The sequence below is a fragment of the Pediococcus argentinicus genome, assembly GCF_001437605.1.
Taxonomy (GTDB): Bacteria; Bacillota; Bacilli; order Lactobacillales; family Lactobacillaceae; genus Pediococcus; species Pediococcus argentinicus.
Window position 1 is genome coordinate 59816 of sequence record NZ_JQCQ01000004.1, and the last position, 25387, is coordinate 85202.

Consider the following 25387-nt stretch of genomic DNA (forward strand, 5'->3'; position numbering starts at 1 on the left):
CACCTTATTTAGTGTTATCGGTAACATTTTTTCTTGTAGATCCTTTTACATCTAACTGTGGAGCAAATAGCCTTGAACCCTGTGGTAAATTATTTTGGTTTATTTTATCAATAATCATCTCTGCAACTGCCGCACCCATTTCCACTTCGGGTTGTTTAATTGTGGTTAATCTTGGCGAAGCAATTTGATCAAGAAATACTCCATCAAATCCGATGACGCCAAAATCATCAGGGACTTTTCCACCTTGCAATTGAATTCCACGTTCAATTCCTAAAGCAAGTCGATCGCTCCCACATATAAAGCAAGTATTAGCCTTAATTTTATTCCAATTTTCACTTATGTAATTAGAAGAACTGTGACTATGGTTACTCATTCTTCTAATTACTGGTCTGATTTTGCGCTGTTGAACTGTTTCAATGTATCCAGCCTCACGTGCATATTCAAATGCTTCTTCCCTATCCAACCCAATAAATATCAAATGCTCATAGCCTAACTTAAGCGCATATTCTGCTGAAAACTTAGTTCCCTCTCGATTATCAATATCAACCGAGTCCAATCCCTCATGATTCTCACCAAAAAGAACTACAGGCTTATCAAAATCTTTTACCCAATCTAAATCGGATTTTCTCGTACCTGTAACAATAAATCCATCACAATTACCAACGTCAATATTATTTCTTGTAACCAACTGTAAAGAATATTGTTTTTCCGATAGAGTCTTCGCAATTCCCATTAACAATTTCATATAATAAGGTTCTGCAACATCGAGATCCTCTAAAATTAAAAATTTTATTATTTGAGTCCGATTATTAACTAGTGCTTTTGCGGCGATATTCGGATGATAATCGACTTCTCTCATAGCTTGGTATACTAGCTCTTTTAAGTCCTCTTTAACCTTTTCTGGATGATTAATCACTCTAGAAACCGTCATTTTAGAAACATTAGCTAGCTTTGCTACATCATTTAACGTTGCCATATGTCCACTCCCAATAAATTGGTATAACTACAAAATCCATTATACATTGATATTTAGAATTGAGCTGAATTAAATACTTAGTGCAATTATACTATAGCCTGAAGTCAAAAAAAGCCTTACCCAGTTCAACTGAGTAAGACGTTTTTCTAATATTAATTATTTACCAGCACGTTTAACGTATGCGCTCTTTTGAGTATTAACTTCCAAAACTTCACCAGTTTGGATGAAGTCAGGAACGTTGATAACCAAACCTGTTTCCATAGTTGCAGCTTTACCTGAACCAGTAACAGTTGCACCCTTGATTGAAGGTGCTGTGTCAGCAACCTTTAATTCAACAACAGTTGGTACAGTGATACCAATTACTTCTGCGCCAAAAAATTCAATTTTAACTTCCATGTTTTCCAAAAGGAATTTCATTTCGTCTTCGATTGAAGCTGTTGGAATTTCGTATTGTTCGTATGTTTCAAGATCCATGAATACGGCCATGTCATCTTGTAAGTATAGGTATTGAGCTGGCTTTGTTTCCAAAACTGCTTGTTCAACCTTTTCTTCAGGACGCATTGTCTTTTCAACTGTTGAACCTGAACGTACGTCGTACAACTTCATACGCATAACAGTGTTACCCTTACCTGGTTTATGATGGTCTGCTGATAAAACCTTAATCAACTTACCGTCTTGTTCAAATGTCATACCCGCTTTTAAATCAATTGCTGAAATCAAAATATGTTCTCCTTGTTTCTTTTATATTTGTCACAAATTACTCATATACTAGTTTATCACTTACCCGCTATAAAATGAAAACAATTATTAGGGCTAGTACATTGCTTGCCAGTCTTCAGACCACATCACACCCATTGTCTTTTCACCAGTGTGTACACTAACAACTGGTCCTAAGTCGCTCACTGAAATTCTGAGATTAGGGAATCGTTCTGATAAAGTAACTCGCCATTTTTCAGCCAGCTCCTCATCATTCGCATTAATAATCGTCGCTTGAATAGGATAATTAGCTTTGGCAATTGATTCTGCCATTTTGCTTGAAATACTATTAAACGCACGACGCATCGTTCGTTCCTTACCGATTCTAACAATTTTTCCATCTTCATCACACGTCAATAATGGTTTGATTCTCAAAATATTTCTGATAAAGGCCGAACGATTAGTTAACCGGCCGGTTCGCATTAAATGATTGAGGTTATCTACCGCAAAATAGACCTCTTCAGAACCTCTAAGTTGATCTAACTTTGGCAGAATTTGATCCGAGTTAAATCCTTCTGATGCCATTGCACCAGCTAGTAAACTCAATACTCCTTCACCGGCACTGGCCATTTTGGAATCATATGGGAAAACCTTAAGTCGGTCATAGTCCTTCACAAACATCCGTAGGTTATCCAAGAATCCGGTGATTCCGCTAGATAAGTGAATCGAAATCACTTCATCATAGCCTTCGTCAGCCAATTTATCATAAGCTTCTTTAATTTGTGCCATAGTGACCTGCGCAGTCGTAGGCAGAACATCTGCATTATTTACATAATCAAAGAATTCTCTAGTCGTAATATCGACCGTTTCTCGATATTCTTTACCACCCATAATGACCGTGACTGGTAAAACGACAATCTTATACTTTTCAATCTGTTCCGGTGTTAAATATTATGCCGAATCAGTTACAACTGCTGTTTTCATTATAATATCCTCGTATTGTTTTCAGCATTATACCGTAATTTTTTATTCATACCAACCGAATCTGACCAAAAATAGCGGTGAATCGAACATTTTTACTGAAATTGCTTAATTTTCTAATACACTGGCACCAAATGAATATGAGAATGAAACACCTTTTAGCCTGCTGGTGCACCAATGTGACTAAATATTTGGTAAGCACGTGGATGAAATTTATCATCCAAAAATGGTTTCACTTCGTCCATCAATTCAATCATCGCTTGTTGTTCAGCTTTAGGAACATCGAAGAAGGTAACGTAATGATCCTTGGGTACTATAAGTACATGTCCCTTGGCCATTGGAGCATGATCATAAAAAGCTTTGGCAAGATCATTTTCCATAATTAAATCAGTCTTTTGGCAGAAAACACAGTCATCTTTTTTCATAGCAAGTACCTCACATATTTATAAATCTTGTTCAAACTTCGAAATAAGGTGTTGGGCAATGGCATCCACCCCGATATCATAATCTTTGCGACGCCAATACAGCAGTGTAGCAAAAACAGCTCCAGAATAATATGTGACATCATAATCCGGCATTTCTGGAATATCAGCAATATCTGTATCAAAGAACTTCTGGAAATAGGCGGTCTGACTCTTTAAAACCTTTCCTTCAACTCCGGCTGTAACAACGGCGTCAAGGATGTGTCTATTTTCATAGAAGTATCCACAATAAACCCTAAGTAGACTTTCCAATTCTTGTATATTATTTTCAGAAATAGCTTCAACGAACTCATTATATTGCGTTTCTATAAAGCATTTTACAATATCATCTTTCGTACTGAAGTTTCTATAAAATGCCATCCGGGAAACTTTAGCAAGCTCCGTTATTTGTTTAACCTGGATATTTTCATACTTTTCACGTTGCATTAAGTATAGTAGTGCTTGCTTAATTCTATTTTGTGTTTGAATTCTTTTCTCGTTCATAAAAGGCCTTCTCATTAGATTAATTGTAATATTGTAAAATGAAAACGGTTGCGCTATACTGAGGTCGACGTTACATATGTAACGATTATACCGCAGACACACCGTCCTATCCATGTGCTTGCCTTAATAATGGAGGGGTTTTTATGTATTATAGCAATGGTAATTATGAAGCATTCGCTCGTCCTAAAAAACCAGCTAATGTAGATAAAAAATCAGCATATTTAGTAGGATCAGGTCTTGCATCATTAGCTGCCGCGACCTTTCTTGTTCGCGATGGCCAAATGGATGGTGATCGTATTCATGTATTAGAAGAACTCAGCTTACCTGGCGGTAGTATGGACGGAATCTGGAATGAGCAAAAAGGTTACATCATTCGTGGTGGACGTGAAATGGAACCTCATTTCGAAACACTCTGGGACTTATTCCGTTCAATTCCATCTTTGGAAAACTCAGATGTATCTGTCTTGGACGAATATTACTGGCTCAATAAGGAAGACCCTAGTTTCTCAAAAGCTCGTGTAATTGAAAACCGTGGCCACCGTATGAGTAATGACGGAAAATTAACTCTTTCTAGAAAAGCTATCAATGAAATTATCAAAGTCGCTTTGACCCCAGAAGATCAATTACAAGACAAACAAATTGATGAAGTGTTCTCAAAAGAATTCTTTGATTCTAATTTCTGGCTCTATTGGTCAACTATGTTTGCCTTCGAACCATGGGCCAGTGCCCTTGAAATGCGTCGTTACCTACTTCGGTTCGTACATCATATTGCAACATTATCAGACTTATCATCCCTAAGATTCACAAAATATAACCAATATGAATCATTAATCATGCCAATGGTTAAATTCTTGGAATCTAAGGGTGTTCATTTCCAATACAATACCATCGTTCACAACATTCTAGTAAATAGAGTTGGCAATGGTAAAGTTGCTACTAAATTGGAAATGACAGTTGATGGTAAATCTGAAAGTAAAAACTTAACTGAAAATGATTTAGTATTTGTTACTAACGGTTCAATTACTGAAAGCACAACCTATGGTGACAATACTCATCCAGCACCTGTTGAACACGAATTGGGACCTACATGGGAACTATGGAAGAACCTCGCTGCTCAAGATCCAGAATTCGGTCATCCTGAGAAATTCTATGACAATATTCCTGATGCTAACTGGACTGTTTCAGGTAGTATCACATTAACCGATGATCGCGTAACACCTTACATTGAAAAGATTAGTCAAAAGGATCCTCACAGTGGTTCAATCGTTACTAGTGGACCAGTTTCAATCAAAGATTCAAACTGGTTGTTAGGATATTCAATTAGTCGTCAACCTCATTTCAAGGCGCAAAAACCTAACGAACTTGTGGTTTGGGTTTATGGACTATTCTCAGACAAACCTGGTAACTTCGTTCAAAAGAAGATTACTGAATGTACCGGTATCGAATTATGTGAGGAATGGTTATATCACATCGGGGTTCCAGAAGATCAAATCGTAGATATTGCAACGAATTCTGCAAGCACAATTCCATGTCACATGCCATATATCACTTCATACTTCATGCCACGCGCACTTGGTGACCGTCCATTAGTTGTCCCAGAAGGATCAGTAAACTTAGCCTTCATAGGTAACTTCGCTGAAACCGAACGTGACACAGTCTTCACTACTGAATATTCAGTACGGACAGCTATGGAAGCCGTCTATACATTACTGGATGTTGATCGTGGTGTGCCAGAAGTATTCGACTCTGCCTTTGATGCTCGAGTATTGATGAACGCTATCTATTACTTAAATGATAAGAAGAAACTTGAAGATATCCAGTTACCATTTGCTGAAAAAGCGATTGAGAAACAGGCTTTGAAGAAGATTAAGGGAACTTATATCGAAGAGTTGTTGAAGGATGCTCATTTATTGTAAAAGTTTCTGAGTTGTTTAAAAAATAAAAAATCAAGGCTGGGTTTTCGCATCTCAAAAATTGCGATAAAACTTAACCTTGATTTTTTATGTCTTGAATCATTTATTGTCTTTTGCTTTTTCAATTAAGTCTTCGTAACGGGTGGCAACTTGTGTCTTATCCATTTGTCCAAACTCGTCCACGGCTCTTTTCCAAGTAAACAAGCTATCATCAGGGTGTACTTTTAACTCAATTCCCGGAATAAATAAAAATTTCTCTTTGACTACACCGCTTTCAACTAAAAGCATTGAAAAATATACAAAGGCTTCTTTAATGAGATGCTTAAATGGTTCAGAAGATTTAAAGTTATTAATTGTTTTATATGAAACTGATGTATCCTGACTCAGCCACTTCATTGGTATGCTCTCTTCGTTAAGCAATTCAATATCACGACCAGAGAATTCTTGTCTATAATAAGCGAATATTATCATTTTCATTAGCATTCTGGGATGAATAGCTGGCCGACCAGTTGGATTCTCTCTTTCTAAAACCAACTGATCAGGTATTGAGTCCACAAAGTTACTAATTGCGCGTGCAATATGATCTTTGGGAATATCCAAATCAAAGTTCAATACAAAATCATTTTTATTGGTATTACCTTTTTTATCCATTAGATTACCTTTCTTATTTGTGGCGTAATTTTATAGACTACTAAAGCACGTTTGTTTTATACCTCTCCATAATACTGTAAAACTTTGCACTATCAATATGATCGACAACTTCAAAATTCCTATTACTATAATTCATACTTCTAACTTGTAGAGTATTCACAAAACCTGATATGTTATTACTACTAATCGAAATAAATGGTCCCTCTATCTCTTTAGTAGTAGTTATCGGTAAAACAACACACATGTGCGTGCGTTCATTATATCCATTATTTGAGATAACAAGTGCTGGCCTTCTTTTTTTAATTTCAAAACCCAGTGCCGGATCAAAGTTCAGCCAGACAATATCTTTTTGGTGTGGGAAATCCATTAAATATCCTCCTCCCCAACTATACCTTTAATTTCTGCATGTTGAACAAAATCGACATCTTTAAGTTTTGGATCATCAAAGACACTGGGTCTTCTTGGAATCAAAATAATTTCACCATCTTCGCCTTTATACAGTGCATACTCCTCACAATTATTCGAAAATTCTTTGGGTATTGTAACCATAGTTGAATTACCTACTTTCCTAACCTTTACAATTTTAGGTTCTATCGTGAGATCACCTTCTTTTGCATAAATTATACCATGAGTAACAAGTATAATTATCAAAATAACCTCTTAACTATAATTACGTATATATAAACTATCGACTTTTTATTATTTCAAATAACTTATCATATTCTGCAGAACAATTTTATATCCTGCTGGAAGCATATGTGCTCCATCAAAGGTTAGGTCAGATTTAAGATTACCACCTTCATCAGTCAAACCTGAATTAACATTGATAAAATTCATTTCGTGTTCTCTAGCAAGCCTTGCAACATCTGCACTTGCCGCTGCATACAACGCATTTGATCGATGTTCATAAAGAGCACTGTGCTCGTGCTTCTCTTCTCCAAAGTTGGTACTAGTATTGATTGGATAGTATGCCATGAGATACACCTTTGTATCTGGCAACTTCTCTTGAATCAAGCTCAGAATTTGGCTATAGTTCTTCAAATATTCTTCCTTTGGTACATTGAACCCAATATCATTAGAACCAATATTAATAAATATTTTGCTTGGCTCTAGGTCGAATATTAGTGTGTCCATGTGTGCTAACAAATCAGCTGTAGTTGTTGCTCTAACACCACGATTATAAATCACTTTATTTAACCCTAAATCTTCATCCTGTTGAAACTTTTCAATTGGAAAAATCTCCATCAGTGAAGACCCGACAAATAGAATTTGTCCCTTTTTAACGGTTTTATTTTCTGAAACGTACTTATCCCGTAATTCATTTTGAAATTTCAATATATCTGGATGTAAATTCGTTAATTTAGTAGTTTTCTCAGTCATTTTAAGTTCCACCTTTATAGTTAGTATATCTAACAGTTAGTAACTGTATATTAAAAGACTATAATTGTCAAACAGTTAGCAACACTAATTGTAAGACACACTATCTTTTTGCTATACTAGCTATGGAGGATTTTATCAATGAACAATAAAAACACTGAAGCACTCAAGCTAATCAGACTGATTGATATAGAACATCAGCAAACAATCACTAAAGAAATCAGTCAACATTCAGATATCACCCCACAGCAAACTGTTGTATTAAAAATAATCGGTCAGAATCCTGGCATGATTCAGCGAGATCTTGTTAAAACCATCAGTAGACGACCTGCAACAATTTCATCCCTTCTAAAAAAAATGGAACAAAGCAAACTTATTCGGCGAGAAATTCCAGAAGACAATATTCGCAATAAAAAATTATTCATAACAAAATCAGGTGAGAAAACTCTTCAACTGACTGAGAAGATTCGTGAAGAGCATACATCCAAATTTCTTGATGCTCTCAGCGATAAACAACAAAAAGACTTAATCAGGTTGCTTACATTAGTTCAAAACAATCAATAAAAACGACATATCTTGATTCTCACGATATTATAAAAAGCCAAACGATTCGTATTTATCGAAATCGTTTGGTTTTTTATAACTACCCCAGAAACACTTTCATTATTCTCTAAGTGTTAATTAATCAACACTTATCCTTTTTTGATCATTGTTCGGACATAAAAGATTAATTAGCATACTAAATAACAGTTCACTAATAAATAAAAAAAGAGGCAGTAAAATGAAAATACTAATTTACGGAGCCGGAATTCAGGGTAATTACTTGGCTCACAGTTTAAACAAAAATAAGAAAAACGATATTACCTTATTGGCGAGAGGAAAAAATAAACAATCGATTGATCAATACGGGGTTAAGTTAAACCATACTATTCAACATAAAATAACTGTAGACCACTTTAAAACAATTGAAACACTAGAAAAAAATGATTATTATGATTTAATCTTTGTAACTATGAAATATAGTGATTTCAATTCTATTGTTGAACCTATCTCTCGTAATAACAGTGCCGTCGTTGTGTTTGTTGGAAATCAAATGGACACTGAGGCTTTGAAATTAAGCATTCTGGAAAAGAATCCAAATAAGACGGTATTATTCGGTTTTCAAAATACCGGTGGTGTTCGTAAGGATGAAGTAATTAAAATTCTGCGAATAAACGGCGGTAACATGAAAATAGACATTACAAAAAACAGATCAAAAATCACCACATTGTTAGATAACGTATTTCAAAAAACTCATTATCGATGGATTGCCAAACCCCAACTAGACAATTGGTTAAAAAGTCATGCAGCATTAATTATGGTTTTAAATAGCTTAGACTATATATATGGTAACGACGCTAGCAAGATTAAAGCAGATAAAAGCATGTTAAATATCACTTCCAAAGCATTTAACGAGGCATTTAAAATCCTTGAAGATAATGGCTATCCCATCACTCCAAAGACTCAGAGAATATTATTTGGAAATCCCAAAATAGCAAAAGCAATTCTAAAAGTAGTCTATTCTTTGCCTATTATGAATTCCGTGCAAGGAAACTTTCGAGAAATCAGTTCCATTTCAAAATCTTTTATTAAATTTAAAAACAAATCTCAGACTAGAACACCAAATCTTGATATTTTGCTTAGCACAGCTGAGACCAGAGAGGATTAGTTAGCAAATATGAAATTTAAAAAGCAAATATCAAAAATAATTCTATTATTAATTTTATTTACAATGGCGTACATTGGCTTTCATTTAACCTTTACATTGTACCAACTCCTGAACAATGACAAAGTGATTTGGCAACAATTAGTCGCCATCATTGCCCTAAATATTGTAACTATCAGCGTTATGGGAGCCATCATAAATACAATTAGATTACTATCCATTAACGCACAATTAAAACGGGCAAATAAAATTATTCGACAAATTAGTTACTTTTGGATTAATTCTGGTGTTGCCTTATTTGGTTTAATTCCAGCTATATATTTAAACGCCACATCAGAAAAAATCATACTCGGTCTTGGAATCATTTTGTGTCCATTTGGTGTAGTCGTATTTATGGATACCATTAGTGCCCTGTTGAAGGAGACTATTTAAAATTAGATAATTTAGCTAACAGTTCATTGTCACCTTGAAATTTTTTCAAAATTCGGCTAACATCATTCAGCATTTCTCCTGAAGTACTATTAGACGATAGATAATAATTCAATACTCCAATAATACCGTTAGATATAAAGATCGTTTCAGTATTATTTCCAATTTCTTGAGCAGATGAAAAGTTTAATATGTGTCTATTTAGGTAATCTGAAAAGTGTCCTTGCTTATCTGCCTCAATAAGAACTTTGTAATAACCCTTATGCTCAATAATGTACTGGAAAGTTAGTGCCATTAGATTAACAGGATCCGCTGCATCAGCTTCACACTTTTCAATTAATTCATCGATAGATTCAGATATGGTCTTTTCAAGAAGATCATATTTATCAATGTAGTTTAAATAAAAAGTTCCACGATTAATGTCGGCCAATTCACAAATCCTGCTAACTTTAACTCCTTCTATACCTTTTTCTTTTAGCAACTCAAAAAAGGCCTTTTTAATCGCTGTTTGTGTTTTTCTAACCCTTCGATCCATAGTCCACCGTCCATATTTGCTTTAATTACGATTCATTGTACTTGATAATATATAAATAATAAACACATGTTGATTATTTATACTAAAATAAGGCTATCAAAATCTTGTATAAACAATTTTGATAGCCTTATTTTCTTTACAGACTTTCTAATTTCACTCTATTATTTTTCAGAAATAACAATCCTGTCATCCACCAAATCGGCCTTCAAATCTTTCACATCTAAGTGATCTAGATAGAAATCAGTTACTTGGTCACGGATTTGTTGTTCAATAACTCGGCGTAATGGACGAGCTCCCATGGCTTCATCATATCCTTCATTAATTAACCACGTCTTAGCGTCTTCTGTTACTTCAAGAGTTAGACCTTTCTTAGCTAAAGTCTTATTTACATCTTTAATCATCAAATCAACAATCTGATGCAAGTCATCCTTCGTTAAGTGGCTGAATTCAACGATTCCGTTGAAACGGTTCAAGAATTCAGGACGGAAGTAATTTGATAATTTATCCATTAACTTCTGATCTTGTTGTTCATCATCGTTTAATGATTCGTTACCAAATCCAGCATTAGATGTTGCAATGATAATGGTATTCTTGAAATTAACCACGTTTCCTTGTCCATCAGTTAAACGACCGTCATCCATAACTTGGAGTAAGAGCGTTAAAACTTGTGGATTGGCTTTTTCAATTTCATCCAGTAATACGATTGAGTATGGATTACGGCGAACTTTTTCCGTTAAAGTATTCGAATTATCTTCATATCCAACGTATCCTGCTGTTGTACCGATTAATTTTGAAACCGCCGTAGTATCAGTATATTCACTCATATCGAGTCTGATAATGGCATCCTTATTACCAAACATGTCTAAAGCAAGTTGTTTAGCAAGTTCGGTTTTACCAACACCAGTAGGTCCGACAAAGAGGAAGCTACCAATTGGACGATTACCCTCATCGAATCCTGCGCGATTTCGACGAATAGCCTTAGCAACCATATCAACCGCTTCATCTTGACCAATGACCTTACCTTTAAGTCGATCATTAATCTTTTTCAAACGTTCAATATCACTTGCACCCATTTTAGAAACCGGAATACCAGTTAAGCGTTCAACAGATGCTGCCACATCGTTAACTGTTGCGACAGGTTGTTCTTCATCATTACTATCTTTCAATTGATTTTGAATCCGAATAATCTTAGTTTTGGCATTTGCAGCTGCTTCAAAATCTTCTTTGTCTGCAGCAGCATCTTTATCTGCTTCTAACTGCTTGATTTGTTCTTCCAAAGAAACCTTATCAGTGACAGGATGTTGCGCTGCCAAATGAGCAGCCGTCATATCCAGTAAATCAATCGCTTTATCAGGAAGTGAGCGTTGTGGAATATATTGAACTGAATAATCCACAGCAGCTTTTAAAACTTCATCAGGCAATTTTACATTGTGGTGATCTTGATACAAATCACGAATTCCCTTTAAGATTTCAAAGGTATCATCAGCACTTGGAGCATTCACTGTTACATCGTTGAAACGACGTGCTAACGCAGCGTTCTTCATAATTGTATTTCGATATTCATCTTGCGTTGTAGCACCAATTACTGTGAATTCACCACGACTTAACGCTGGTTTGATAATATCAGCCATCCCTTTTCCACCATCTTCGCCGCCAGTAGAACCAGCACCTAAGATTTGGTGAATTTCATCAAAGAATAAGATGATATTTCCAGCCTTTTTAACTTCTTTAATCAAGTTTTGAATGTTTTCTTCAAAGCTACCACGGTATTGAGTTCCGGCTTCTAATGAAGATAAGTCAATTGAGTAAATCTCTTTATCTTTGATAGTTGCTGGAACATCGCCATTAACAATAGCTTGTGCCAATCCTTCAACAACCGCTGTTTTACCAACACCGGCATCTCCAACTAGAATTGGATTGTTCTTAGTACGACGACTCAGAATTTCAGCCGTTTCTTGAATTTCTTTGTTACGTCCAATAACTGGATCTAAGAGACCATCTCGAGCTTCTGCAGTTAGGTTTCGTCCTAATTTTGCTAGGATACCCTTCTTATCTACTTGTTTGTTTTGTGGTGCTGTTTGGGACTGCCCATCTTGTGATAAGTGACCAGTCTGACGATATTCAGCGAACTCTTCCGGTGTCATTTCACGACCGTTCACCAAATATCTCGATTCTGAATTTAGCCCATTCATGCGTCCCATGAGTTGATTGAAAATATCATCCATGTTGCGGTCAAATGGATCATTTGAAAAATTATTAGCCATAATAATAAATCCCCCTTTTATTAATTAAGACTGTGCGGATTATACGAGTTCACATATCCATGAAATGGAGTTCTAGTTCTCGTAATACTTCCCACATTTTGAGATGTTGCGCTTGTGCTAGCGCATCTAAATCACGAATATTTAGTGGCGTCGCACGCGATTGTTGCTTATTAAATGACTTATGCAAAGTTGTATAACCATATCCGCTTCGCTTCGCCACCTCGTAAATTGTTAAACCGTTCTTATCAAGATAAGTTTTTACATCAATATTCATGATCTTTCTCCTTTCATGGTTATACTATAGCACGTATGTGAATGTATTACAAATGTAAAGCATTCACATTTGTGAAATAGTTTTAAATGTACATAAAAACGCCATCGATAAGTATCTACCGACAACGTTATATTCTTCTATTTAGATCGTTTAGAAACTGATTTCAACTGATCGTACTTAATTACACTCTCAGAAATCCAATATTTATACTTTGAACCTGATTTTTTAACTCTAATCCATCGACTCTTATCAGATCTAACCCCGACTAAGTCAACAGATAACTTGTCTTTTTTACTGAGGCCTTTCGACACTTCCTCTGCATTAAAGGAAGATTCCGGTACATGATTATATAGCTTAATATCACGACTTGTCTTTTTTGGATGTCCTTTATATTGTTTTGGTTTAGAATAGGAAACTTTTTTATAGGTCACTAATTTAATAGCATTCTTGTTAACCCAACCAATATTATTATGTTTATAAGTAATTTTGTAATACACAACTCCGTTATCAAGACGCATTCCCGTTTGACCAATACTTAAGTCTTTTGAAGCATATTTATGGGTTGAACTAACGCTCTTAATCTTTGGACTAGAGTTCGGGACATGCTGCCAAATATCATAATTTTTACGAGCAACAATTGCTGAACTCTTGAGAGTTCTGTATTTAACTTTGGTATACGGTTGTAACCAACTCATAACCGTACTTGCATGGCGCATGTAACTGATATCAACAGTCGACTTTCCAGGTAAACCTTTAACTTTTGCTGTTGGCGCATATTGCCAAAGATCCGGATTGTAGTACAATGATCCACCCTGATAACATGCAAGCCATAAACCATCAAATCCAGAATATTTGATGTTATGCTCACTAATAAAATTACGGTAACTATAAAACACCAACTTTTTATTAGTTAATTTTCGCATTTGACTTAACCAAGCATTAATATATGATTGTTCTTTTCCTTTGCCCATATGTTTCTCGTCATCTAAGACGTAAAACTTAGTTCTTTTATCACTAAGTTTATAAAACATTTTAGCTTGATTCCGAGCATCGGATACTGATTTAAACTCACTAAATGCATAAGTACCAAATGGAATTCCAGCATTGCTTAAACCATTTGCATGTATTTTTTGATATTCATCTATAATTTTAGGACCATGCTGAACTCGAACAATTGCCAGTCTGGTTTTAATCTTTTTGTCTTGTTTAACCTGTTTCCAGTTCACGTTTCCATTATATTTTGAAACATCCAAAACGCGATCACCAGACATAGATGGTAATGCATCAGCGTGTGCTTTTAATGAAAACAAAAATGGTAGTAACAATGTAGCTACTATTATCTTGATTTTTTTCAAAGTACTCCTCCAAAATAAAACTGTTATTCGCGATTAACCCACTTACTCATTTGCAAGGCAATTCGTTCACCCGCAAGAGTAATAACCGATCCTATTAAGATTACCACAATCCCCACTATCGTGTTGATATGAATTGGTTCTCCTAAGATAAATAGCGCTAATACTGGTGCTAGGGCCGGCTTTATAAAGAAAATTAGTGAAGCAGCAGGAATACCGGCTTCGTCCATTACGATAAAATACAAGCCGAAAGCTAATCCTGTTACTAAGATACTAATATAAGCTAACAAAGGAATTGCTGACCAAGTAATACCGGCAAAGTAAGGAATATTGCTGAATCCTTTAATACCACTCAATGATTTAGCAATGCTTGGTACATGGGTGAATGCCATGAAAATTGCCAATTCAATTGCTCCTGAAATGAATGAGAAACAAGTCATTGTTAATCCGTCAAAATGACGTTTATTAGAATTAACTCGTGAAAGTACACCATACAAACCAAACGTAATTGAACATAGTAATCCCAATGTAATTCCAAAGACATTTGTTAACTTGAATGGATTGATAATAATAGCCAGCCCAATCAAAGTTAGTAATAACGCCAATGTATTAGTACGTGTCAGTCTTTCATTTAAGAAAACTAATCCGATTAACATCCCAAATGCTGGATTAGCACTTAATAAAATAGCCACTGTTGAAGCTTCAGTAACTTGAATAGCTAGTTGGTACAAAGTCATACTAATAACTACGCAAGTGAATCCCGTAATCGCGAAAGCACGCCAATCGCGCCAATTTAATTTATGATTCTTCTTATTTAAATTATGTAATGCAAATGGTAATAGGAATATCCCACCCACCAAGAATCGAACAAAGTTTAGTTCAACTGGATTAAAACTACCCCCGGCAATTTTAAGCGCAATCTCCATTGAACTAAATAAAAAGGTTGAAATTAATATGTAAAGCAACGTTTTTAACTTCATTATAAGGTTCTCTCACTCCCCAAGGTTTTTAAAACACAATAATAACGTTACGGTTGTTGAGAGCCCTTGTCAAATCAATCTTAACTAATAAGTATCATCAAAAAATACTCTATTTTAAAATGATCTTTCAAGCTCTAATGACATAACTATCTTCAGTTTTAATAACTAAAACTTTAAGCTATTCGTTCAATAAATTTATTATGATATAATTAATAAAATTTTTTAAACACAATGAATTGGCAGGTATAGTTTAATGAATAACCAGATAAAGCCCATTCCAGAAGAAATACAAAAGTGGAGCTGGGGAGCTTTTATGTTTAATATTTGGTGGGGAATAGGAAACAAAACATATTTACCGCTTCTCTGCTTAATTCCTATTTTTAATATAATCTGGGTTTTTATCGTTGGCGCTTACGGTAATTCATGGGCATGGCAAAACGGAAATTTTGATACTGTTGCTGATTTTAAACTTGCGAATAAAGTTTGGGAACGTGCCGGGATTATTAAATTCATTTTCTACGTAGCTGTCTCCTGCCTACTTTTAACCATTTTTATCATATTTAGCATTATCATGATAATAGCAGATTGATTTACTATACAGATAGCACGAAAGGCATTTCTATGAAAAACACAATTTTAAGAATTTTGTACCCGACTATCATTATTCAAATATTACTGTATCTATTTGGATTTTTTAATTGGGCCGCATTAGTATCATCACATACTCATCCATTCTTCAATATGTATTCTGATAGTTTTGGTACTCTTATGTTTTGGTCGTTATTAGTTGTTATATCAATCATTGGTATAACACTTTCCATTTATCTAATCCTCATGAGGCAAATACCATCTAATAGCATTATTGGCATTATTCTTGCCTTAATTGGTTTTTGTCTTCCAATAATTTCATTTGTATTTTTAATCATTCCTGCTACAGTATTAATCTTAGCGGCAATTTTCATTTATTTATTAAATTTTAAACAAATGAATTAACATAATATTTCAATTAAAAAAACCGAATGCCAATCATTTTAAATCAATGACTGGCATTCGGCTTTTTAAATTTATATACAACCTATTCCCCAGAACTAAACGTGTGTAGTAGTTCACTTTTGCTTGGTATCTTACGAGCGATTCGAATACTCAAGCGTGGTAATTTTGCTAAATCTAGTGCAGGTACACGACGGTTGGCTGGAACAGCAATTGTTTGATAAGATGTAACACCTTGCATGATCGAAATCAGCAACAAGACACATACAAATATCAGTGGGAATCCGGCAATTGTACAGATGGCTTGGACCGTTTCGAAACCACCAACAACCACAATACCGAGTGAGAAAATAATAAATACAAATACCCATGCCATTCGATTCCAACGACTTGGTTGTCCATTATTTGAAAGATCTAAACTTGTAAATGATGAAACGATAAATGCTGAAGATGAAATTGTAGTAGCTAAGAATACAAAACAAGAAATACAGAAAATAACAAGCATTAACTTATTCATTGGCAGAGTTGTAATCAAAGCAGCTAAAACAGCAGCTTGGCCTTGGGTATTCAAGATGTGAGCTAGGTTAACTACACCGGTCTGTTGTAACCAGAGCGCATAGCCACCCAAAACAGCGTAGAAGGCTAAACAACCACCAACACCATAAGTCATCATTCCCATAACCACTTGGCGAATTGTTTTACCATGTGAAATACGAGCAATGAACAATCCCATTACAGGCATGTATGACAACCACCAACCCCAGTAGAACAAGGTTTGATGTTGAGCATAGCTATTTGAACCGGTGCTAGCCTTATTGAAAGCTAACGTGGTGAAATGTTGAGCCATGCTACCCAATGTTTGAGCTTCTGAACCAATCAACTTAAACGTTGGTCCAACGAGCATGACAATTACTAGAAAGCCAATGGCCAAGTAAATATGCCATGCTGAAAGCTTTTTAATTCCCTTAGTAAGTCCGGCGTAAACCGTAACAGAGAATAGAATCAATAAAACAAAGAATAGAACTAATTTTAAAAGCATTGTGTCTGGAATACCTAAGATAAGGCTGAGCACTTTCGCAATCACTGGGATTTCCATCCCGATTGATGAACCAATACCACCCATGATTCCAAATACAACTAAGAAATCAATAATTTCACGAATAATTTTCTTATCCCATCGTTTACCTTGAATCAATGGAATAACGGCACTTAACCTTTTTACAGGAGTTTTTTTAACATACATTGTGTAGGCAATTGCGATAGTAGCAGTCGCAAACATCATCCAAGCCATTGGTCCCCAGTTAAATTCACCGCAGACGTTAGCATATACATAAGCAGCCTTAGAAAAGGGCTTTGCTCCGAATGCTGGATGTTGTAAGTAAAGGAGTGGATCAGTAGCACTCAGCATCAAAATGCTGGCATCAATTCCGGTCGCAAAAACCATGCTACCCCATTGAAAACTACTGAAATCTCGTTTCTTATCTGGAGTACCAAAACGAATTTTCCCAAATTTGCTGGTAATCAAAATAATAAAGAAAACGAAATTAACGACATAAACTAAAATGTACAACCACTCGTACTTAGTTGTAATGAATGACAGCAACGCGTTCATACTTTGCTGAACGGCTGGACCACCGATGATTAAAATCAATGAAACTATTCCAAACAATGTAACCGTTGGAATAAAGACGGCCCGATCGACATTCTTACTGTGTAAGATAAAAAATTCCTCCCATTTGTATACATAGATTTCAGGCAACAAAAAAAGCAACGCATGCTGGTTTAACACCTGCATAGCGTTGCTTCGTCTGTCGTTTTAATGAAAAAACGTCATACCTGTTATTTATAATGATACACTTTATTCTTGATTTGTTAAATTGGTATCGTTTGAAAGCGCTACCTTTTTAATTACTCTGGCGGGATTTCCAGCGATTACAACGTTGTCTCCGAAGCTTTTGGTAACTACCGAACCAGCACCAACAACCACGTTATTTCCAAGTGTCACGCCAGGTAAAACTGTCACACGTCCACCAAACCAGCAACTGTTTCCAATTGTGATTGGAGCACCCATTTCAACGTCAGCATTTCGTTGACGAGGATCTAATGGATGAATTGGTGTATAGAGACCAACATTTGGTCCAAAGTAACAATGCTCGCCAATTGTAATTGGGCAAGTATCTAGAAAGGTCATATCGTAATTACCGTAAAAGTAATCACCGATATGGATATTCCACCCATAGTCAAACTTAAAGTTGCTTTCAACGAAGAAATTTTCTCCTACATCACCTAGTAAACTCTTAAGTCCATTGTTCCTTTTGTCGTTATCAGGGTAGCTATTCCACTTAGCTAACTGTTCCCGAATAAATACCCGACGTTCAATTAATTCTGTATCAAACTGCTGATATGGTTTCCCACTGGTCATGATTTCTCTTTGTGTTTTCATAATATTAACGATAGTGCAAACTTTGAAGTGTGTAAAGACCCGGGTAGCTTTTGAGCAATAACAGCGAATTATCAAATATTCGTGGTTTTCGAATGTTTAATAATTTGTGGTTAGGTGCAGAAAGTTGGGTCTTGGAGCACGTTATGACCGTTATATATCAAACGTCATTTTTAATTTAAAAATTCAATATTTCGTCTGGAATAGACTGGATTTCGATTTCTACAAAGCTATCAGCAATCTTAGAAAGTTCACTTAAATTATCGTTTTTATCCACTGGATAGGATAAAGAATACTTAATACTCAGTCCACCCAATGTATTAAAAATATCTAGAGTTGTGGTTATATCATATACAAATATCGAAAAACCATCTTCAGAATCGATCTTCCAAAATTCATTTCTATTATCACGCTTCAATATTTGTATTAATTTATTAATCTTGTTCATCAACGGCCCGCCTTTTAAATCCAAATTTATATGTGATTATTTCAGTAGTATACTCTTTTAGCCATATGGAAAATGTTAACTTAATACCAAACCATCTTCTTTTCTACATCATTTGACTCATTTTGATGTAAAAAACAACTAAATGATACCGGTAAATTCATCAAAAAAAGCCCGAGAAATTTTTCCCAGACTTTTTTCACTGTTAACTTAATTTAACTTCATTAATGAACTAAAATTTAGGTCCTTTAATTGCATGTTGTGCTGCTAGGTTGAGCAAGCTCCATTGACGGTCAAATCCTGGTTGGAAGAAGAAGTCAGCGTTAGCCAAATCTTCCAATGTCATCCGTTGTTGAACTGCTAAAGCTAAAACATTTCCTTGAGCAGTAATGTCATACTTCGAAAGAACTGCACCACCAAGTAAACGATGAGTTGCTGGGTCAAAGGCTAATTGAACATAAACGTCTGTATTACCTTTATCATTTGGAACATATGCTGGACGCAATGTATCTTGGTAGAAGTCTGTTGCGATTTCAACACCAGAACGAGCAGCTGTGAAGCTGTTCAAGCCCGTTGCAGCAAAGTGATAGTCAAAGACACTCAATGCTGATGAACCAACCACACCACCAAATGGAACAGCTGGAACTTTTTCAAAGAGATGTTCAACCACATAACGAGCTTCACGACGAACAACAGTTGCTAAAGCAATTGGCACTTTCTTTTCTGCAGCAACTGAATATGCCAATGTTGCATCACCAATTGCATATACATCAGGTAAGTTAGTTTGTAAATATTCGTTGTTCTTAATCCAACCGCGATCATCTAAATCAACAACACCCTTTAGCCAATCAGTATTAGGTTTTACTCCGGCTGCTTGGATTACTAAATCACTTGGATATTCTGCATCTGATGTCTTAACTGAATCAACGCTGCCATTTCCTTCGTATGATTCAATATGGGCATTCATCGCAACTTTAACACCCTTTTCTTCAAGGTGTTTTTGTAAAATATCAGTCATTTCAGAATCAAGATATGTTCCTAAAGGACGATCAATCACATCAAGCAATGTCACGTGTTTGCCGGCTTTAATACTTGCTTCAGCTGCTTCAATTCCAATGTATCCAGAACCAACAACCGTGATATTTTTAACACTAGGATCTTCCAACTTAGCTTTAATCTTTGTTGCCCAGTCATATCCACGCATTAAGTAAACATTTTCTAAATCAGCACCGGGAACTGGCAAATTATTAGGAACAACACCTGAGCTTAGAATCAACTTATCATATTGATACTCTTGTTCCTGGTTAGTCTTTGTATCGAGGACTGTAACTGTCTTTTTATCAGCATTAATCTTCTTAACTTCATGATTATTTAAAACATTTACGCCTTGGTCTGTAAAGATCTTTGGTTCAAAGTTTCGAACGTCATCAACACCGGTAACACTATTTTCAAGGTATAGCTCCATCCCACAAGACATGAATGAAACAAAGTCGCCAGCCTCAAAGAGTGTAATATCTAAATCATTATACTTATTTAATAGTTCCAATAATGATTGATGCCCACCATGTGAAGCACCTACAACGATAACTTTAGTTTTTGACATAAAAACAGCCTCCCTAACATTTTAGTGCGAAATAAATCGCTTTCATCAACAGTATAAAGTTAATTATTTTAGACTGCCAACAATATGCAACTTATTTCGACCCACAACTACATTATACTTATTCTAAACTAATTAACAAGGTTAAAAGCACCTCCTCACCACCATAAATCATGAAATTCACACCAAAAAGAACGACACTGATTTCAACCAGTATCGTTCTTTGCTTAATAATATTTGGACCACCTAACTCACTTAATAATTTATTTTTGCTCAATAATTTGTTTTGCCCGTTGTACTTCTTTTTTGACGTTTTCTACTGCAGTCCCGCCTAATGAAGTCCGACGGTTAACCGCAACATCCGATTTTAAATCTTCAAAGACGTCAGCTTCAATTTTATCCGAAGCTTTTTGTAAATCAGCTAATGGCATGTCTTGCAATGAAGTATGTGTTTGGATACCTTTCAATACTAGTTCGCCAACAATAGCATGTGCCTGACGGAATGGAATTCCCTTTGTTGCTAAATAGTCAGCTAACTCCGTGGCATTTGAAAAATCATTTTGCGTAGCATGGTTCAGTTGCTCCTTATGAACCGTCAAACTAGAAAGCATCCCGTTAAAGACATTGATAGCTGCTAAGATGGTGTCCATAACGTCAAAGACGCCCTCTTTATCCTCTTGCATATCTTTATTGTAAGCCAGTGGCAAAGCCTTCATTGTTGTTAGGAGACCCATTAACCCACCGTACACTCGACCCGTTTTTCCACGAACTAATTCCGCAAAATCCGCATTTTTCTTTTGAGGCATAATCGATGATCCAGTTGAAAAATCATCGGATAACTCAATATAGTTAAATTCGTACGAACCCCATAGAATCAATTCTTCAGCCATTCGCGATAAATGCATCATCAAGATTGACGCATCGCTCAAGAATTCCACGGCAAAATCACGATCTGACACAGCATCCAGACTATTGTGATAAACCTGTTCAAAGCCCAATTCCTCCGCCACCATTTCACGATCAATCGGAAAAGTTGTTCCAGCAAGAGCCGCTGCTCCTAACGGCGAAATATTGGTATGCTTTTGATTGAATTCAAACCGTTCGTAGTCACGTTCGAACATTTCAAAATAAGCTAACAGATAATGACCATAAGTTATGGGTTGAGCATGTTGCATATGGGTGTATCCAGGCATAATTGTATCAGCCTGTTGTTCAGCTAAATTAACCACTTCAATTTGAAGATTCTTCAAGGCATCCAAAACATTTGGTAATCGATGTTTGAGCCAAAGATGAAAGTCAGTTGCAACTTGATCATTTCGCGAACGAGCAGTATGCAATTTACCAGCTACAGGTCCAATTTTTTCAGTTAATAAAGCTTCCAGATTTAGATGAATATCTTCATTTGCGACAGTAAATTTCAACTTACCTGCACCTAAATCATCCTGTAATGATTTCAATCCAATCGTAATCTGTTGGGCTTCTTCTGGTTCAATAATATGTTGATGTCCGAGCATCTTAACGTGGGCCAACGAACCTTCAAGATCTTCATAAGCCATCTTTTGGTCGAAATTAATTGAGGCTCCAAACTCATCAACCCATTCTTCTGCTTTAGCGGTAAATCGACCGCCCCATAACTTATCTGTCATCTTATTCTCCTAACTTATCTGAATGCACATGGTTGACTTGTTCGAAAACCATTGTTGGTAAACTCCATAATTTAATAAATCCACCGGCAGCCACTTGATCAAAACTATCAGCTGAAGTATATGTTGCTAAATTCTCATCATAGAGAGAATTAGTTGCTGATTTACGCGCAACCGGCACTGCTTGTCCTTTATATAATTTCATCTTCACGGTTCCATTAACAACCTGTTGTGTAGAATCGATGAATGCTAGCAACGCGTCAAATAATGGTGAAATCCACATCGCATCGTAAATCAAATTAGTGATTTGTTGTTCAACAATTGGTTTGTAGTGAGCAACATCACGTTCCAAGGTTAAGTCTTCTAAATCTTTGTGAGCAGTCATGATTACGGCTGCTGCAGGTGCTTCATAGACTTCACGAGACTTGATTCCAACTAGTCGGTTTTCAATCTTATCGATTCGACCAATCCCATTAGCTCCCGCAATTTCATTCAGTTTCTTAATTAACTCACTTAATTTCATTTTTTCGCCATTAAGTGCAACTGGAATACCTTTTTCAAAATCTAAATCCAAGAAAGCTGCTTCGTCTGGAGCTTCTTCAGGTGACACACTCATCCCCCATGCATCATCTGGTGCTTGATTCCAAGGATTTTCCAAAATGCCAGCTTCATTTGCACGTCCCCACAAATTGGCATCAATGGAATATGGCGATGCTTTACCGATTGGAACTGGTACGTTGTGTTCTTTAGCGTAATCAATCTCTTCTTCACGTGACCAGTGAAAATCACGGATAGGTGCTTCAATTTTCAAATTAGAATCGAGGGCATGGATTGCAGCTTCAAAACGAACTTGGTCGTTTCCTTTACCAGTTGAACCATGAGCGATTGCATGAGCATCATTTTCATGAGCAATTTCAACTAGCTTTTTGATAATCAAGGGACGTGATAAGGCCGAAACTAGCGGATAGGCACCTTCATAAAGAGCGTTGGCTTTAATAACTGGTGTTACATAATCATCAGCAAATTCATCTTGAGCATGAACGACAATTGATTGCACAGCTCCAACTTGGGTTGCTTTAGCTTGAATGGCATCCATATCTTTGCCGGCTTGTCCGACATCTAAGATAGCTGCAATTACATCGTATCCCTTGTCGTTTAGCCATGGAATGGCCACTGAAGTATCTAATCCACCTGAATATGCTAGTACAATTTTTTCTGACATTTTTATATCCTCCTAGACGAAACGTTTTTCAATAATATTTAAGATTCTTGAAATTCCAAATGTAAGTACAAAGTAAATCATAGCTACGATAAAGATTGGTAAGAATGGTTTGAACGAAGCCCCTTGAACATTGGAAGCTTGGAACATTAATTCAGTCGCACCAATTACTGATAGAACAGATGATTCCTTAATAACTGTGACAAATTCATTTCCTAGCGCTGGCCAGATATTCTTTAAGGCTTGTGGCAAAATGACATATCTTAAAGCTTTGGACCGGTTAAGTCCCAGTGAGGCAGCTGCTTCAGACTGCCCATCCGAAACTGAGTTAATCCCAGAACGAATAATTTCAGCCACATAAGCTCCCGAGTTAATCGCCATTGCAATCGCACCCGCAACAAATGGTGATAAGTTAAACCCGATGATTTGAGTTCCAAAGAATACCATGAATGCTTGAACCATCAGCGGTGTTCCCCGAATAAATTCAATATAGACATTGGCGATAGCCTTCAAAATAAATGATGTTCCAATCTTCATGATTGCCAATAAAGTTCCAATGATTGACCCAAAGACAACTGAGATAGCTGCAAACGCAAGTGTCCAAATTGTTCCATCGATGAAGAACTTATTGTATTTTGCAAAGAAGCTTTGGTTAACTTTCTGAACTTGATAAGCATCTTTCAAATACTTCGGAAATAATTTTTGACTTTGAATTTGATCAACGCTCTTATCAACTTGAGCTTTTAAAGCTGTGGCATGCAATGGCATGGCAATCGCTGTGGGTGCCGTCGGTGTAACAAATTTTGGATAAATAACCTTGAGCGATTTATTTTGATAAACATATGAACCCGCAACTTCACTAGCTAATACACCGGCGTCTAATTTATGATTCACAATCTCTGCAGCGATGTAGTTTGATTTAGCTACTGGCATAATTTTGGCATTCGGTAATTGTTGTTTAGCAATTTGGGCTTGAACCGATTGAGTTTGAGCTCCGACTTTTGCACCTTTGAAATCTAAGATTCCTTTGTACTTGTCTTGATCACTTTTTCGAATTACCATTGCTTGTTTTTCAAACATGTATGGTTTTGAGAATAGTACTTCCTTCGCACGTTCTGGCGTGTTAGTCATCCCTGAAATAATCATATCGATTTTCCCGGTTTTCATTGCTCCGATTAAGGCGTCAAAGTCCATTTCCTTAACCTGCAACTTAACTCCCATATCATGCGCAACTTTCTTAGCAACGCTGACGTCAGCACCCACAATGGTATCTTCACCTTTCACAGTGGCGTGAAATTCCATTGGCGCATAATTAGCTGACAAGCCAACTACTAGATAACCCCGCTTTTTAATTTTGTTGTATAGCTCAGTTGATGCTTGATCCGTTTTTCCTTTTTGATCATCAGCACTTGCAATGCCCGTTAATCCTGAAATAATGAATGTAACGACCATCATGATTAAGACGCTGAATTTAATTGCCTTCTTCAAAATAACCACTCCCCGTTTTTCTGTTATGACAAAATATAATTGAATTCTCATTTATTAACAACAAAAAATAAGTATTATGAATAAAAATAAGCTGTTTAGTTGTATATTCATATATAAACTGTATATTAAGCAACAATCTTTTTAGTTCTTTAATTTTAGTCAAACAGTTATAATGATGGTGTAAGGGGGACTTATCATGGCAAGAAAGCATAATCATAAACAGCTAAATAAAAGACAGCACCAAATGTTAGCACCTGTCATTGCTTTTGAAATTACAGCTACCTTCACTGCGATTACAGATATCATTCGTGCTCGTCAATTTAGACACGGCAATAAAGTTATGTGGCTTCTTTTATCCTTCGTCCAACCATTTGGTCCGTGGCTTTATTTTTGGTTAGGTCAAAAATGTAAGTAATGAATTATTAATTCAAGCTAAAGAGCCTGGGAAATAACTAGTCTAAAAT

General features: G+C 36.0%; 26 protein-coding genes and 1 pseudogene. 6 read left to right on the top strand and 21 right to left on the bottom strand.

Annotated features, from left to right (window positions below; all coding sequences use genetic code 11):
- Positions 1-4: 4 nt before the first annotated feature.
- The 5 genes and pseudogenes from IV88_RS01780 to IV88_RS01800 all read right to left on the bottom strand — a co-directional run bounded on the left by IV88_RS01780 (position 5) and on the right by IV88_RS01800 (position 3618).
- Positions 5-976, bottom strand: coding sequence for a LacI family DNA-binding transcriptional regulator (locus tag IV88_RS01780; RefSeq protein WP_057798106.1), 972 nt, complete (start codon positions 974-976; stop codon positions 5-7).
- Between the two features lie 156 nt (positions 977-1132).
- On the bottom strand, positions 1133-1696 hold the full coding sequence (gene efp / locus IV88_RS01785; RefSeq protein WP_057798108.1) for an elongation factor P: 564 nt from the start codon (positions 1694-1696) through the stop codon (positions 1133-1135).
- 93 nt (positions 1697-1789) lie between these two features.
- Positions 1790-2611: pseudogene (locus IV88_RS01790) on the bottom strand (DegV family protein); the annotation flags it as partial.
- A 200-nt stretch (positions 2612-2811) separates the two neighbouring features.
- Positions 2812-3078: an HIT family protein gene (locus IV88_RS01795; protein WP_057798110.1), complete on the bottom strand. Its 267-nt coding sequence runs from the start codon at positions 3076-3078 to the stop codon at positions 2812-2814.
- Between the two features lie 18 nt (positions 3079-3096).
- Positions 3097-3618: a TetR/AcrR family transcriptional regulator gene (locus IV88_RS01800; protein WP_057798112.1), complete on the bottom strand. Its 522-nt coding sequence runs from the start codon at positions 3616-3618 to the stop codon at positions 3097-3099.
- A 143-nt stretch (positions 3619-3761) separates the two neighbouring features.
- Between IV88_RS01800 and IV88_RS01805 the strand changes: the two genes are divergently transcribed.
- On the top strand, positions 3762-5534 hold the full coding sequence (locus tag IV88_RS01805; RefSeq protein WP_057798114.1) for an oleate hydratase: 1773 nt from the start codon (positions 3762-3764) through the stop codon (positions 5532-5534).
- Positions 5535-5630: 96 nt separating this feature from the next.
- Here the strand turns inward: IV88_RS01805 and IV88_RS01810 are convergent, their stop codons facing one another.
- Genes IV88_RS01810 through IV88_RS01825 form a run of 4 tightly spaced genes read right to left on the bottom strand, consistent with a single transcriptional unit; the run spans position 5631 to position 7562 of the window.
- The gene (locus IV88_RS01810; RefSeq protein ID WP_057798115.1) at positions 5631-6182 is read right to left on the bottom strand and encodes a transposase; all 552 of its coding nucleotides are present in this window, start codon (positions 6180-6182) and stop codon (positions 5631-5633) included.
- 40 nt (positions 6183-6222) lie between these two features.
- Positions 6223-6549 (bottom strand): type II toxin-antitoxin system PemK/MazF family toxin, encoded by a 327-nt coding sequence (locus IV88_RS01815; protein WP_057798118.1) that lies wholly within the window; start codon positions 6547-6549, stop codon positions 6223-6225.
- Positions 6549-6833: an AbrB/MazE/SpoVT family DNA-binding domain-containing protein gene (locus IV88_RS09390; RefSeq protein WP_057798120.1), complete on the bottom strand. Its 285-nt coding sequence runs from the start codon at positions 6831-6833 to the stop codon at positions 6549-6551. Before IV88_RS09390 ends, IV88_RS01815 begins: the two co-directional genes overlap by 1 nt.
- A 48-nt stretch (positions 6834-6881) precedes the next feature.
- Positions 6882-7562: a GDSL-type esterase/lipase family protein gene (locus IV88_RS01825; RefSeq protein ID WP_057798122.1), complete on the bottom strand. Its 681-nt coding sequence runs from the start codon at positions 7560-7562 to the stop codon at positions 6882-6884.
- A 138-nt stretch (positions 7563-7700) separates the two neighbouring features.
- On the opposite strand from IV88_RS01825, the gene IV88_RS01830 reads away from it, so the two are divergent.
- The 3 genes from IV88_RS01830 to IV88_RS01840 all read left to right on the top strand — a co-directional run bounded on the left by IV88_RS01830 (position 7701) and on the right by IV88_RS01840 (position 9696).
- A complete protein-coding gene (locus IV88_RS01830) occupies positions 7701-8123 on the top strand; it encodes a MarR family winged helix-turn-helix transcriptional regulator (protein WP_057798123.1) in 423 nt (140 codons plus the stop codon).
- A 217-nt stretch (positions 8124-8340) separates the two neighbouring features.
- Positions 8341-9267, top strand: a complete 927-nt coding sequence (locus tag IV88_RS01835; RefSeq protein ID WP_057798125.1) for a ketopantoate reductase family protein — start codon at positions 8341-8343, stop codon at positions 9265-9267.
- 9 nt (positions 9268-9276) lie between these two features.
- Complete coding sequence (locus IV88_RS01840) at positions 9277-9696, top strand: hypothetical protein (protein ID WP_057798127.1); 420 nt, start codon at positions 9277-9279, stop codon at positions 9694-9696.
- On the opposite strand, the gene IV88_RS01845 is transcribed toward IV88_RS01840, so the two are convergent.
- From IV88_RS01845 to IV88_RS01865, 5 genes are all read right to left on the bottom strand, one after another.
- Positions 9689-10228 (bottom strand): TetR/AcrR family transcriptional regulator, encoded by a 540-nt coding sequence (locus tag IV88_RS01845; protein ID WP_057798129.1) that lies wholly within the window; start codon positions 10226-10228, stop codon positions 9689-9691. The two genes, IV88_RS01840 and IV88_RS01845, sit on opposite strands and share 8 nt — an antisense overlap.
- A gap of 161 nt (positions 10229-10389) precedes the next feature.
- Positions 10390-12492 carry an ATP-dependent Clp protease ATP-binding subunit gene (locus IV88_RS01850; protein WP_057798131.1) on the bottom strand — a complete coding sequence of 701 codons (2103 nt, stop codon included), beginning with the start codon at positions 12490-12492 and terminating at the stop codon, positions 10390-10392.
- A gap of 49 nt (positions 12493-12541) precedes the next feature.
- Positions 12542-12766 carry a hypothetical protein gene (locus IV88_RS01855; protein ID WP_057798133.1) on the bottom strand — a complete coding sequence of 75 codons (225 nt, stop codon included), beginning with the start codon at positions 12764-12766 and terminating at the stop codon, positions 12542-12544.
- Positions 12767-12903: 137 nt separating this feature from the next.
- Positions 12904-14121, bottom strand: coding sequence for a GH25 family lysozyme (locus tag IV88_RS01860; RefSeq protein ID WP_057798135.1), 1218 nt, complete (start codon positions 14119-14121; stop codon positions 12904-12906).
- Positions 14122-14144: 23 nt separating this feature from the next.
- Positions 14145-15098, bottom strand: coding sequence for a DMT family transporter (locus IV88_RS01865; protein WP_057798136.1), 954 nt, complete (start codon positions 15096-15098; stop codon positions 14145-14147).
- 253 nt (positions 15099-15351) lie between these two features.
- Here IV88_RS01865 and IV88_RS01870 point away from each other — a divergent pair, with 253 nt between their 5' ends.
- Positions 15352-15687: a hypothetical protein gene (locus tag IV88_RS01870; RefSeq protein WP_057798138.1), complete on the top strand. Its 336-nt coding sequence runs from the start codon at positions 15352-15354 to the stop codon at positions 15685-15687.
- A gap of 486 nt (positions 15688-16173) precedes the next feature.
- On the opposite strand, the gene IV88_RS01880 is transcribed toward IV88_RS01870, so the two are convergent.
- The 7 genes from IV88_RS01880 to IV88_RS01910 all read right to left on the bottom strand — a co-directional run bounded on the left by IV88_RS01880 (position 16174) and on the right by IV88_RS01910 (position 24974).
- The gene (locus IV88_RS01880) at positions 16174-17883 is read right to left on the bottom strand and encodes a BCCT family transporter (protein WP_083486817.1); all 1710 of its coding nucleotides are present in this window, start codon (positions 17881-17883) and stop codon (positions 16174-16176) included.
- 63 nt (positions 17884-17946) lie between these two features.
- Entirely contained in the window at positions 17947-18534 is a 588-nt protein-coding gene (locus IV88_RS01885; protein ID WP_057798156.1) for a sugar O-acetyltransferase, read from the bottom strand.
- Positions 18535-18706: 172 nt separating this feature from the next.
- The gene (locus tag IV88_RS01890; protein WP_057798143.1) at positions 18707-18976 is read right to left on the bottom strand and encodes a hypothetical protein; all 270 of its coding nucleotides are present in this window, start codon (positions 18974-18976) and stop codon (positions 18707-18709) included.
- A gap of 229 nt (positions 18977-19205) precedes the next feature.
- The gene (locus IV88_RS01895; protein WP_057798145.1) at positions 19206-20576 is read right to left on the bottom strand and encodes an FAD-dependent oxidoreductase; all 1371 of its coding nucleotides are present in this window, start codon (positions 20574-20576) and stop codon (positions 19206-19208) included.
- A gap of 260 nt (positions 20577-20836) precedes the next feature.
- The gene (argH, locus tag IV88_RS01900; protein WP_057798146.1) at positions 20837-22219 is read right to left on the bottom strand and encodes an argininosuccinate lyase; all 1383 of its coding nucleotides are present in this window, start codon (positions 22217-22219) and stop codon (positions 20837-20839) included.
- A gap of 1 nt (position 22220) precedes the next feature.
- The gene (locus tag IV88_RS01905) at positions 22221-23438 is read right to left on the bottom strand and encodes an argininosuccinate synthase (protein ID WP_057798148.1); all 1218 of its coding nucleotides are present in this window, start codon (positions 23436-23438) and stop codon (positions 22221-22223) included.
- Positions 23439-23450: 12 nt separating this feature from the next.
- Positions 23451-24974, bottom strand: coding sequence for an ABC transporter substrate-binding protein/permease (locus IV88_RS01910; protein WP_083486818.1), 1524 nt, complete (start codon positions 24972-24974; stop codon positions 23451-23453).
- A 145-nt stretch (positions 24975-25119) separates the two neighbouring features.
- Between IV88_RS01910 and IV88_RS01915 the strand changes: the two genes are divergently transcribed.
- Positions 25120-25338: a PLD nuclease N-terminal domain-containing protein gene (locus IV88_RS01915; protein ID WP_057798150.1), complete on the top strand. Its 219-nt coding sequence runs from the start codon at positions 25120-25122 to the stop codon at positions 25336-25338.
- The last annotated feature ends 49 nt before the right edge of the window (positions 25339-25387 follow it).